Source organism: Bifidobacterium sp. M3-N-101, from assembly GCF_023656805.1.
In the GTDB taxonomy this organism is placed as follows: Bacteria; Actinomycetota; Actinomycetes; order Actinomycetales; family Bifidobacteriaceae; genus Bifidobacterium; species Bifidobacterium breve.
Genome location: NZ_JAMOKQ010000005.1, coordinates 26,398 through 38,698 on the forward strand (window position 1 = coordinate 26,398; position 12,301 = coordinate 38,698).

Genomic DNA, 12,301 nt, shown 5'->3' on the forward strand with positions numbered 1-12,301 from the left:
GCCATCAGGTGGCCATGCGACTAGGCTCCTTGAACTATGGCAAAGACATATAAAATTGCCGTCATCCCCGGCGACGGCATTGGCAAGGAAGTCACTCCGTGGGCCCAGAAAGCGCTTGAAAAAGCAGCTGAAGGTGTAGCTGACTTCGAGTATGAGAACTTCGACTTGGGCGCCGAGCGTTACCTGCGTGACGGTGCTATCCTGCCGGAGGACGAAGAGGAACGTATCAAGGCGAACGACGCCATTCTGCTCGGGGCTGTGGGCGATCCGCGCATCAAGGCTGGCATTCTGGAGCGCGGCCTGCTTTTGAAGCTTCGCTTCGACCTTGACCAATACGTGAACCTGCGCCCGTCCAAGCTTTACAAGGGCGTCACCTCGCCACTTGCCAACCCTGGCGACATCGACTTCGTGGTGGTGCGCGAAGGCACCGAAGGCCTGTACTGCGGTGCGGGTGGCGCTGTTCGTCGTGGCACTCCGCAGGAGGTGGCCACCGAGGTGTCCATCAACACCGCCTATGGCGTGGAGCGCGTGGTGCGTTACGCCTTCAAGCTGGCCATGAAGCGCAAGAAGCACGTCACTCTGGTGCACAAGAAGAACGTACTCGTCAACGCCGGCGATATGTGGCAGCGCATTGTAGACAAGGTCGGTGAGGAATATCCCGAGGTCACTCACGATTACCAGCATATCGACGCAGCCACCATCTTCCTGGTCTCCGACCCGAGCCGTTTTGATGTGATCCTCACGGACAACCTCTTCGGCGACATCCTCACTGATGAAGCCGGTTCCGTGGTGGGTGGCGTGGGCTACTCCGCCTCCGGCTGCATCAACGCCTCCGATGAATATCCGTCCATGTTCGAGCCGATTCACGGTTCCGCTCCGGATATCGCCGGTCAGAACAAGGCCAACCCGACTGCTGCGATTCTCTCCGCCGCCATGCTGCTCGAGCACCTCGGCTTCGATGATGCGGCCAAGAAGATCCACGCCGCTGTGGAAGCGGACATCGAGGAGCTCGGCTCCACTGTGCGCTCCACCGACCAAGTCGGCAAGGACATTCTGGCCCGTATGTGATGTCTCTGGCTCCCCTCAAGGAGGGGAGCCAAGTACTCTTATACTGGTCGCATGCACATGCGACATGGGGAATGCAAAACGCCGGGCGGCAAACTGGTTGCCGTGAATGTGGCCGTCGACGAGGATGGCACAATCAAATCCTGCCATATCAGCGGTGATTTCTTTATCGAACCTGACGTGACCACCTCCACCCGCTTTGCGGGAGCCCCCGCCAGCGGGGGCGAGGCTTCGGAAGCATTGATTCATGACCTTGAGCAGGCTCTGGTTCGAGGCGGTTCGCTGCAATCCGTATTGGATGCGCACTCTGATTGCCGGCTTATCGGCACAGACGCATCAGCCATCGAAACCGCATTCCTCCGAGCTATAAGCAGCGAGCTTACGCCCCCGCCGGCGGGGGCTCCCGCAAAGCGGGTGGGGGTGGCCGGCGCAGACACCACCGGAACTTCTGCATCCGTCGATACGCAATATGGGCAGACCGACAAAACCGCCGAATATCAGTCCCGCTGGAACGAGCTCAAGCGTAACCTCACCGTCATTCGCGACCATCCACGCACCCCAGCCGAGCAGATGGCCATCGATGAAATCTGGGCCCGCGAAGTCGCAGCGGGGACGAGGCCGCCCACCATCCGATTCTGGGAATGGGCCGGTGCGGCCGTGGTCATCGGCAAATTCCAGTCAGCTCCGGACGAAGTGCATCTGGCCGTGGCCGAACAGCTTGGATTCAGCGTGGTGCGGCGCTGCACCGGCGGCGGCGCGATGTTCATCGAGCCCGGTAACACCATCACCTATTCCCTGTATGCGCCACTTGATTTCGTGCATGGCATCAGCATTGAGGAATCATACCGGCTGTGCGATTGGTGGCTGGTCGAGGCCTTGCGTGGTCTTGGTCTTGACGTGCGATTCGCCGGGCTGAACGACATCGCCTCCCAATACGGCAAAATCGGGGGAGCGGCACAACGGAGATTCCCCGGAACCGGTAACGCCGGTGAGTCGGGCGCGGTGCTTCACCATGTGACGATGGCATACGACATCGATGCGGCCAAGATGGCCCGTGTGCTCAATACCAGCCAGGAGAAACTTTCGGATAAGGCAGTGCGATCCGCCGTTAAACGAGTGGACCCGATGAAAAGTCAGACCGGTCTCACCCGTGAACAGATTATCGATGATTTACTCGCATGGTTCACCCCTGCTCAATTTCGCGGTGATGCCTCGTAGCGAGGGTCGCGGTGGCTCCGTGCGATAGATGGAACGTCGCTGTCGAATCCCGCGGGTCGCGTTACAATATGACGGATGACCGATGACGGCCACACAGATAAGGACGGTGCAATGAGCTTGGAAACGCCAAATGCTTTTGCTGATGAGGAGAACATCCTGCTGCATACGGCACTGTTCAAGCAGGTCTCGCCCAGCGAAGCCGAAGAACTGTTGCCGTATCTGAAGCACGCCGCATACGACAAAGGCGACTACATTTTCTCTGAGGGCGATACCGATCACCGTATGTATCTGTTGGAGCGCGGCCGGGTCAAGCTGGTTCGTACTTCTTCCGACGATCGTGTGCAGTTATTGTCCATCCATGCGCCCGGTGAAGTGCTGGGGGAGATTCCGGTATTCGATCCGAATGGTGGTCCCCGCACCGCGTCGGCTGTGGCCATGAGCCATGGCACGTGCGTGGTCTGGTTGGAGCACGACACCCTGTTCTCCTGGCTGGACGAGCATCCGCGTGTGGCTATCGATATGCTGCAGGTGATGGCTAATCGTCAGCGCGATAACAATGAGCGCATCTCCGACCTGGTGTTTATGGATGTGCCGGCGCGTTTGGCCAAGACCCTGCTCAATCTTGGTTCCCGCTTCGGTGAGCCGGTGGAACAAGGCCTGAAAGTGCCGCATGACCTCACCCAGGAAGAGCTGGCCCAGCTGGTTGGATCCAGCCGTGAGACCGTGAACAAGGCGTTGATGGACTTCTCGAATCGTGGCTGGATTGCGCGTGATGGCCGATCGATTATCATCTTCCAGCCAGGCATGCTGATTCGGCGCTCGCGGCGCTAACGGCACGTTTCTTCGCGATTTGCTGCATATCCAGTTGCTATTCAGCAAACGTTATACGAGTGCGGTTCTTGTGATGATTGACCATTTTGCGGGGCCGAACACTCGGTTGGTAGGGCGGGCCATTTAGAATGGGGCCCATGCCCAAAAAGAAGTCCCTTACAGTTCGTCGTGTGCTCGTTCTGCTCTTGGCCTACATCATGCTTGCCGTATGCGGTGGTGTGGCGACCAGCGTGCTGCTTATCCCAGGCGTCATCGGTGCCAATAACGTAGCCAAGGCAGTGATTCCGTCACTGAAGGTCGAGAACGTGGACTTCGATGTGACTAGTCTCCCGCAGAAGTCGACGATGTATGCGAGCGATGGCACCACCGTCATTACGGATTTTTACAGCCAGAACCGTATCGTCGTGCCGCTGAAGAAGATTTCCAAGGTCATGCAGCAGGCCGTGGTGGCGCGTGAGGATCGCCGTTTCTGGACCCACGCCGGCGTGGACGTGCAGGGCGTGATGCGAGCGTTCGTCAACACCTATCTGTTGAAGGGCGATCAGCAGGGCGGTTCGTCGCTGACCCAGCAGTATGTCAAGAACGTGCTGCTTATGCAGGCCATTGAAGACAACGATTCGATTGCCCAATACCATGCCACGGAAGACACTGTGGCACGTAAGATTCGTGAGATGCTGATCTCGGTGCAGATGGAGAAGAAGTACACCAAGGCCGAGATTCTGCAGGGATATCTCAACATCGCCCAGTTTGGTAGCAACCTGTATGGTGTTGAGACCGCGGCCCAGCGGTACTTCAGCGTGTCCGCCGCCGACCTTAATGCAGTGCAGGCGGCTACGATCGCGGCCATCACCAAGAACCCGAACAAGTATGACCCGCTGATTGAGGCGAATCAGGAGGAGAGCCAGAAGCAGCGCAATCTTGTGCTGGATCTGATGGCACAGGAAGGGTACATCAGCGAGAAGGAATGTACGGAGGCCAAGAACACTCCGCTTAAGGACACGCTGAAAGTACAGGACGTCAATGTCGGTTGCCAGGATACCGGCGATTACGCCTTCTTCTGTGACTATGTGGTGCACCGTATCCAGAACTCCGAGGAGTTCGGCAAAACCGCTGCCGAGCGTAGCAAGTTGCTGCAGGAAGGCGGTCTGAAGATCGTTACCACGCTGGATGTTGACGCTAACCGCATGCTTATGGACACCGCGCGTAACACTATTCCGCCGGACGATTCCAGCGGTATGGAAATCGCAATCGCCGCAGTGAAACCGGGCACTGGCGAGGTGCTGGGCTTTGGTCTCAACCGCCACTATGACGCCACGCCTGAGGCCGCGAACGACGCTACCAAAACGAGTCAGAACTATGCGGTCGATGCCATCGATGGCGGTGGCAGCGGCTGGACGATTGGTTCGTCCTGGAAGCCCATCAATCTGGTCGCATGGATGGAAGCGGGTCATTCCATCAACGACAACTTGCAGACCACCACTGCGTACTCCACTTCTGATTTCAGCTGCGGCAGCTACACCGGCGGTAGCGAACTTTGGAAGGTGCAGAACGCGTTCGGCACGACCGTGAACCCGGAAAGTCCGTTCCTCGGTCTGGTTCGCTCGCACAACACCACGCAGGCTTCCATGGGTACAATCATGAAGCTGTGCAAGGTGGCTGACACCGCCACGGAGCTCGGCTACCATGACGCTAAAACCGGTGAGACCATTGAAAAGACCTCTTCGTACACGCCGTCCATGATGGTCGGTTCAGTGAATGTTTCGCCGTTGACCATGGCCAGCATCTTCGCCGTGTATGCCGCAAACGGTGTGCAATGCAACCCGATCGCTATCACCAAGGTCACCGACGGTGACGGCAACGACCTGAAGGTGCCTTCCGCCAACTGCCATCAGGCGGTCGATCCGGAAATTATTCAGACACTTGCCTACACGTTGAACCAGGGTGTGACCAGGTCCGACGGTCAGGGCCATAACTTCCAGCTCAACAACGGGCGTAAGTCCTTCGGTAAGACCGGTACGAGCGAAGACCTCGCCGTATCCGGCGGATCGTTCATTCCCAACCAGATTGCCGCGTTTGCGTCGGTGGGTGATGCACAGGCTCCGTATTCCCATCGTATTGCCAACATCCGCATCAATGGTGTGTACAACAGCTACTGGGATGGTTCAACGATTGCAGCACCGGCATTGCGCAACTTCCTCAATGCCTACGCGGATGCGAAGCAATTGCCGATTGATAACGACTACGGTCAAGGCGTTGCGAAGTATATGACCAGCGGCACTACGTTTGGTATTGCCGGACGTTCGTATAGTACGAGACGGTCAACCACGACGAATAACGATAACAATAACAATGATTCGTCCACGAACAATGAGTCGAACAACTCACAGAACGATCAGTAACACATGACGTATTACCTACATATGTGATTGCTGGTTACGTAGTTGACGGGCGCGGGCCTTTTCGGGCCTGCGCCCGTCTTACAATAATGACGGATATTGTGCCGACTGCACCACCGGTATCGACCGGCATCGGAAAGGGGAGCGATGAGCGACGATGAGACGACGCACGGCAATTTTGATTTCCGAGGGTTCGATGTGCCCGAACTGGAGGCAGTGACGCTTGCCGCAGCGGCGGACGGCGGCAAATCTGCAGGCTCTGGGAAATCGGGTAAGTCCGGTAAATCAGGCAAATCCAGCAAACATAAGTCAGACCAAGACAAGAAAGGCACAACGGTGGCTAAAGGAGAGAAGAAGACCAAGAAGAACCGCCCGGGGCTGTTCACCCCGATGGAGCTGCGTGGCCTTACCGTGCGTAACCGCATCTGGCTGCCGCCGATGTGCACGTATTCCGCCTATGCGCGTGATGGCAAACCCACGCCGTTCCACTACCAGCATTATGTGTCTCGTGCCTTTGGTGGCTTTGGACTGATTATTGCCGAGGCGACTGCAGTGGCACCGGAAGGCCGTATCTCGCCGTGTGATCTGGGTCTGTGGGAAGACGGCCAGATTGACGCTTGGCGCTGGATTGTAGATGGTATTCGTGAGGCCGGAGCGGTGCCAGCCGTGCAGCTCAACCACGCTGGACGTAAGGCTTCCACCGGATGCTTTGCAGTGGGATATGAGAATCAGAGCGTGCCTGTTGAAGCGGGTGGATGGCCTACGGTGGCACCGTCCGAAATCGCTTTTGGTGGGTTGGATATGCCGCGTGCACTGTCCGTGGATGAGATTCATGGCATCATCAGAGCCTTCGCCGCTGCGGCTGGCCGTGCGGTCGCCGCCGGGTTCCAGGCAATTGAGATTCATGCCGCTCACGGGTATTTGATTTCCCAGTTCCTTGATCCGCTGAGCAACGAGCGTGACGACGAATACGGCGGTGATCTGAACGGTCGTGCACGTTTTCTGCTGGAGATCGTGGACGCGGTGCGCGGAGTTGTTCCCGATACTTTGCCGGTGTTGGTGCGTATCTCCGCGACTGATTGGGCCGCGGGCGGCTGGGACCTGGATCAGACGATTCTGGTATCCAAGATGCTCAAAGAGCATGGCGTGGATCTGGTGGATGTGTCCACCGGCGGCATCGTGGCTGGCGTTTCGATTCCGGTCAAGCCGAACTACCAGGTGCCGTTTGCCGAGCAGGTGCGTGCCAAGGCCGACGTGCCGGTGACGGCGGTGGGTCTTATCACCAAGCCGAAGCAGGCGGAGAAGGTTCTGATTCACGGCGAAGCTGATGCGGTGGAGATTGGCCGTGCTGCGCTGCGCGACCCGAATTGGCCATTGCGTGCCGCCCACAAGCTTGGCGTGCCGGTTGCCGAGGCGCCTTACGCACCGCAATACGTGCGTGGCGCGTACTGAGTGTTGTATACATAGGCTCCCGCTGGCGGGAGCCGGCCGGCAAAGCCGGACTGAGGGTGGTTAACGTACATACGTCGACCACCCTCAGCCTCACTGTGTTCGGCAGCTCCCGCCAGCGGGAGCCGGGATATCTAGATTCGCAAACTACTTCACGTCCACGCCGACGGCGTCGGAAACATGCTCGAATCCATCACGGCGCAGCAGGTTGGCTAGGCCGCGCTTCAATACGGTGATTTGCTGCGGGCCACGGTACATCAGCGAGCTGATGAACATGACCAGGCTTGAACCGGAACGAATCTTCTCATAGGCCTGCTCGGGGGTGAAGACGCCTCCGATGCCGGCGATGGCGAACCGGTCGCCATAGTCCTTGTACACTTTGCGAATCAGCTCATTGCTGGCCTGCGTGCACGGGCCGCCGGACAGACCGCCTTCCCAGTCACGCGGAATCTCAAGCCCGGTGCGGTCCTTCTGCAGATTGGCGATGGACAAGCCTTGCACATTGTGCTCGGCCAGCACATCGAGCAGTTCCTTGTACTCACCCCACGGCTTATTCAACGGCATCTTGACCAGCGTTGGCTGCGGGCGATCGATCTTGTCGAGTGCGGTGAACAGTCGGTCAAGTGCCTCCGATGTGGAGGTGAACGGTTCACCCACGTGTGTGTTCGGACAGGAGACATTGACCTCCACCATTGCGGTACGGCCGGCGGCACGGCGCATGGAGATGCAGTAATCCTCGATGCCTTCGTCCAAATCGCCGCACTGGTCGTCGTTGGTGCGGGCGATTGAGACGGACACCTGCATTTGGTTTGCCTGGGTCCATGCCTTCTCGGCGCGCTCGATGACCTTGTCCGAGCCGATGTTGGCGAGTCCCACGTGCACCATCATCGAATCGTATTCGGGCAGACGATGGAACCAGGGCTTGGCGTTGCCCGGGCATGGGCGGGAGGTGGTGGAGCCGACCGTCTCAAAGCCGAAACCGGCGTTGTCAAGCAGCACGGGCATCTCGCAGTTCTTGTCGAGGCCGGCGGACAGGCCGAACGGGTTGGTGAAGTCGATTCCCATCACATTCGTCTCCAGAATGGGATCGGTGTAGTTGAGCATCATGCGCTCGGCAAACAGCAGTGGCGGCATGTGTTTGGCCACGGAGCAAAATTCGATCATCTGATCATGCGCTTCATCGGGGCGATGGTTGAACACGAAGTTCGGCTTGATGATGTGCTTATAGCCAAAAGTGAACAGGTCAGTGGTGGCTTTGTTGACGGCGTCGTGCCAAAAGCTTTCAGAAACGTAAGTCATATTGCCCATTGTCTCACGTTTCAGCAGATTGTGACCAGCATGGTGTTCCTATTCTTTAAGTTCGTCTTTCTTGGCTCCCCTCTCTGAGGGGAGCTGTCGCGCAGCGACTGAGGGGGAGATTCGTGGGGGCTGCACGGTGGCTGAAGGAAGTTCGGAACATTACATGTTGACAGTCCTGAAAAATGTGCGTTTTTGCGCGGTTCTGCAGGAGTATAGGTTTGAATCGCCCGGAATTTTCGGGAAATTGTCCCCAAAACGCTCAAGCCGGTTTGGTTTGTGAGCTTTTGTGTGCGATAATGTTCGCATGATTTCGTCACAACGTCAGCATCTCATCTTGAGCAGGCTGCGCACGCGCGGTGCTGTGCGTATTACTGCGCTATCGAAGGAGCTGGGTGTGTCAGCGATGACCATCCGCCGCGATATCGCCGAACTTGCCGACAAGGGTTTGTTGAAGCGCGTCCATGGCGGCGCGGTGACCACTAGTACCTTGCTGAGCGAGCCTCTGTTCTCCGTCAAGTCCCAGATGGACATCGGTCTGAAAGATGCCATTGCCCAGGAAGCTATCAAATACGTGGCTCCTGGCGACGTGATCGCCATCGGTGGCGGCACCACGGCCTATGTCTTTGCCCAGCATCTGCTCGAATCGCAGCAGTCCAGCGGCATCACCATTCTCACCAATTCGATTCCAGTGGCCGAGTTGGTGCAGGCCCTCGAATCCAAGGATGTGGAAGTGATTGTCACCGGCGGTGTAATCACCCGCTCAAACTCGCTTGTCGGGCCGATTGCGGACAAGGTCGTCGCCTCGCTGCGCGTCAACACTGTATTCCTCGGCACTCATTCAGTGTCGATTCCCCGCGGCTTCCTCATGCCGAACTCGCTTGAGGCCGCTACCGATATGGCGATGATGGACATCGCCGATCGCACCATAGTTTTGACCGATCACACCAAGTGGAGCTGCACGTCGCTGTCGCTGTTCGCGCGCTTCGACCAGGTGGACACGGTCATCACCGACGACGGTCTCGACCCTGACTCCGCCGCCAAAACCAAGGATTTGGTAAAGGAACTCGTGCTGGCCCACCAGAGCGAGACCATTGAGGAAAGTGAGTAACACCCATGGCTGATTTCGCCAACTACACCCCCGGAGAGTACGCGAAGAAGCATATCCGCATCACGCCGACGACGCTTGCCGACGGTCGTGACTTCTTCTATCTGGACGACGATCCCGAGTTCGTCTCCGGTGCCAAGACCCGCGAGCTCAAGGATCCGCGCCCGCTGGACTACCGTTTTGCCCCGCACCTGGACGCCGACGGCAACGAAGTGCCGTACGCCGCTCCGCAGATGCGCCGCGACCCGCTGACCGGTGACTGGATTCCGATGGCCACCGCGCGTATGAACCGCCCGATCACCGCTGGCCCCGGCGCCACCGCCAAGGGCAACCCGCTGGCCGCCCGCAAGCCCGGCGACCCGTATCAGGACGGCGAGGTGCCGGACACCGATTACAACGTCGTGGTGTTCGAGAACCGCTTCCCCTCCATGGTGCGCGTGCCCGGTGTCTCCGAGGATGTGACCTACGTTGATGGCAACCCGCTGTGGGAAAAGAAGCTGGCCGCCGGCCGCTGCGAAGTCATCTGCTTCGATCCGAACGAGAACGGCCTGCCGGCTGACCTGCCGGTGTCCCGCCTGCGTACCGTGGTCGAGGCATGGGCCTTCCGTACCGCTGAAATCTCCAAGATGGAGGGCATCGAGCAGATCTTCCCGTTCGAGAACCACGGTCAGGAGATCGGCGTCTCCCTTGCCCACCCGCATGGTCAGGTCTACTGCTACCCGTTCATCGCCCCGAAGATGGAGAAGGAACTCCAGCACACCGAGGCCTACCACGAGAAGACCGGTGGCAACCTGCTTAAGGACATCATGAATGCCGAGCTCGAGGCTGGCGAGCGCATTGTGATGCGTAACCACTCTTGGGTTGCTTACGTGCCGGCCGCCGCCCGCTGGCCTCTTGAGGTCCACGTGGCTCCGGTTCGCGACGTGCTCACCTTGGACGAGCTCAACGACGAAGAGCGTTGGGACCTTGCCTCCATGTACTCGCACCTCCTGAAGCGCGGCAACGCGTTCTTCGACAAGGGCGACGGCAAGGGCATGGACCTGCCGTACATCGCCGCATGGCACCAGGCCCCGATTCACGACGCTCGCCGTGAGAACTACCGCCTGAACCTGCAGTTCTTCTCCTTCCGTCGTGCTGCCAATAAGATCAAGTACCTCGCTGGCTCCGAATCCGGCATGGCCGCCTGGATCTCCGACACCACGCCGGAACTCATCGCCAAGCGCTTCCACGAGCTCGGCTCCATCGATATCGCCGACTGATAGAAAGAAAAACACCAATGTCTGCTGTTGAATTCATTGAGCCGCTGACCCATGAAGAGGGCGTCTCGCAAGCCACCAAGCTGTTTGTGGACACCTACGGCGCTGCGCCCGAGGGCGTGTGGGCTGCTCCGGGCCGTGTGAACCTGATCGGTGAGCACACCGATTACAACGCCGGCCTGTGCCTGCCGATCGCTCTGCCGCACCGCACTTTCATCGCCCTGAAGCCGCGCGAAGACACCAAGGTTCGCGTCGTCTCCGGCGTGGCTCCCGACAAGGTCGCTGAAGCTGATCTCGATGGCCTCAAGGCCCGTGGCGTGGACGGCTGGTCCGCCTACCCGACCGGTGTGGCTTGGGCGCTGCGTCAGGCTGGTTTCGACAAGGTCAAGGGCTTTGATGCCGCCTTCGTCTCCTGCGTGCCGCTGGGCTCCGGCCTGAGCTCCTCCGCCGCCATGACCTGCTCCACCGCTCTGGCTCTGGACGACGTGTACGGCCTTGGCTACGGCGATTCCGACGCCGGCCGTGTGACCCTCATCAACGCCGCCATCAAGTCCGAGAACGAGATGGCCGGCGCCTCCACCGGCGGTCTTGACCAGAACGCTTCCATGCGTTGCACCGAGGGCCACGCGCTGCTGCTTGACTGCCGTCCGGAGCTGACCCCGCTGGAGAACGTCTCCCAGCAGGAGTTCGACCTTGACAAGTACAACCTCGAGCTGCTTGTGGTCGATACCCAGGCTCCGCACCAGCTCAACGATGGCCAGTACGCTCAGCGTCGCGCCACCTGCGAGGAAGCCGCCAAGATTCTCGGTGTGGCCAACCTGCGCGTTACCGCCGACGGCATCTCCAAGGCCGATGACCAGTTCCAGGCCCTCAAGGAAACGCTTGACGCCCTGCCTGACGAGACCATGAAGAAGCGCGTGCGCCACGTCGTCACCGAAATCGAGCGCGTGCGTTCCTTCGTGCGTGCCTTCGCTCAGGGCGACATCAAGGCTGCGGGCCGTCTGTTCAACGCTTCCCACGATTCGCTGGCCGCCGACTACGAGGTCACCGTCCCCGAGCTGGACATCGCCGTAGACGTGGCCCGCAAGAACGGCGCCTACGGTGCGCGTATGACCGGCGGCGGCTTCGGCGGCTCCATCATCGCTTTGGTTGATAAGGGCCAGGGCCACGAGATTGCACAGAAGATTGCTGACCGCTTCGAAAAGGAAGGTTTCAACGCACCTCGCGCCTTGCCGGCGTTCGCTGCGGCTTCCGCGAGCCGCGAGGCCTGATCTCGGAAGCTGATGCAAAAACGCGCGTTGGCGCACGTCCATGAAAAAGGACGTGCGCCAACGCGCGTTTTTGCATGATTTACTTGTGGGCCAGATGGTGCACAGCGTATCCCACGACGATGGCCAGCAGGCACGATGCCGAATGCTTCATCCTGGCTCCCAGGTGCGGCTACTGTTTGGTTTGGTGCTGTCTGATCGTATCCGTGCGCTTCTTCTTCCTCCTGAAGGAGGGGAGCACCTTTTGTAAGTAGCGGCCGACTTGGTGGCCGTCATGTTCGGCTACGCTTTTGTGCGTACAACGGACGGGTTGTACGTGTATTTGATGGAAAAAGATACGTTATACGAGTAACGGCGTGTCGCGATGTGGGTGATTCCGGTGTTCTGCGAGAACGGCAGTATGGAGCCGAAGTT

At 59.0% G+C, this 12,301-nt stretch carries 9 protein-coding genes; 8 read left to right on the forward strand and 1 reads right to left on the reverse strand.

What is annotated here, in order from left to right:
- Window positions 1-36 precede the first annotated feature (36 nt).
- From NBH12_RS04820 to NBH12_RS04840, 5 genes are all read left to right on the forward strand, one after another.
- Window positions 37-1,068 carry a 3-isopropylmalate dehydrogenase gene (locus NBH12_RS04820; RefSeq protein ID WP_015438492.1) on the forward strand — a complete coding sequence of 344 codons (1,032 nt, stop codon included), beginning with the start codon at window positions 37-39 and terminating at the stop codon, window positions 1,066-1,068.
- Between the two features lie 51 nt (window positions 1,069-1,119).
- Window positions 1,120-2,283, forward strand: coding sequence for a lipoyl protein ligase domain-containing protein (locus NBH12_RS04825; protein WP_077420660.1), 1,164 nt, complete (start codon window positions 1,120-1,122; stop codon window positions 2,281-2,283).
- Window positions 2,284-2,394: 111 nt separating this feature from the next.
- The gene (locus tag NBH12_RS04830) at window positions 2,395-3,114 is read left to right on the forward strand and encodes a Crp/Fnr family transcriptional regulator (RefSeq protein ID WP_015438494.1); all 720 of its coding nucleotides are present in this window, start codon (window positions 2,395-2,397) and stop codon (window positions 3,112-3,114) included.
- 128 nt (window positions 3,115-3,242) lie between these two features.
- Entirely contained in the window at window positions 3,243-5,513 is a 2,271-nt protein-coding gene (locus NBH12_RS04835; RefSeq protein ID WP_250819233.1) for a transglycosylase domain-containing protein, read from the forward strand.
- 144 nt (window positions 5,514-5,657) lie between these two features.
- Window positions 5,658-6,962 (forward strand): NADH:flavin oxidoreductase/NADH oxidase, encoded by a 1,305-nt coding sequence (locus NBH12_RS04840; protein ID WP_052790328.1) that lies wholly within the window; start codon window positions 5,658-5,660, stop codon window positions 6,960-6,962.
- A 144-nt stretch (window positions 6,963-7,106) separates the two neighbouring features.
- Here NBH12_RS04840 and NBH12_RS04845 read toward each other — a convergent pair whose 3' ends face one another.
- A complete protein-coding gene (locus NBH12_RS04845; protein WP_016462299.1) occupies window positions 7,107-8,258 on the reverse strand; it encodes a quinone-dependent dihydroorotate dehydrogenase in 1,152 nt (383 codons plus the stop codon).
- Between the two features lie 304 nt (window positions 8,259-8,562).
- On the opposite strand from NBH12_RS04845, the gene NBH12_RS04850 reads away from it, so the two are divergent.
- Genes NBH12_RS04850 through galK form a run of 3 tightly spaced genes read left to right on the forward strand, consistent with a single transcriptional unit; the run spans window position 8,563 to window position 11,890 of the window.
- Window positions 8,563-9,366, forward strand: a complete 804-nt coding sequence (locus NBH12_RS04850; RefSeq protein ID WP_003828412.1) for a DeoR/GlpR family DNA-binding transcription regulator — start codon at window positions 8,563-8,565, stop codon at window positions 9,364-9,366.
- Between the two features lie 5 nt (window positions 9,367-9,371).
- Window positions 9,372-10,622, forward strand: a complete 1,251-nt coding sequence (galT, locus tag NBH12_RS04855) for a galactose-1-phosphate uridylyltransferase (RefSeq protein ID WP_003828414.1) — start codon at window positions 9,372-9,374, stop codon at window positions 10,620-10,622.
- 17 nt (window positions 10,623-10,639) lie between these two features.
- Window positions 10,640-11,890: a galactokinase gene (gene galK / locus NBH12_RS04860; RefSeq protein ID WP_052792370.1), complete on the forward strand. Its 1,251-nt coding sequence runs from the start codon at window positions 10,640-10,642 to the stop codon at window positions 11,888-11,890.
- Window positions 11,891-12,301 lie beyond the last annotated feature (411 nt).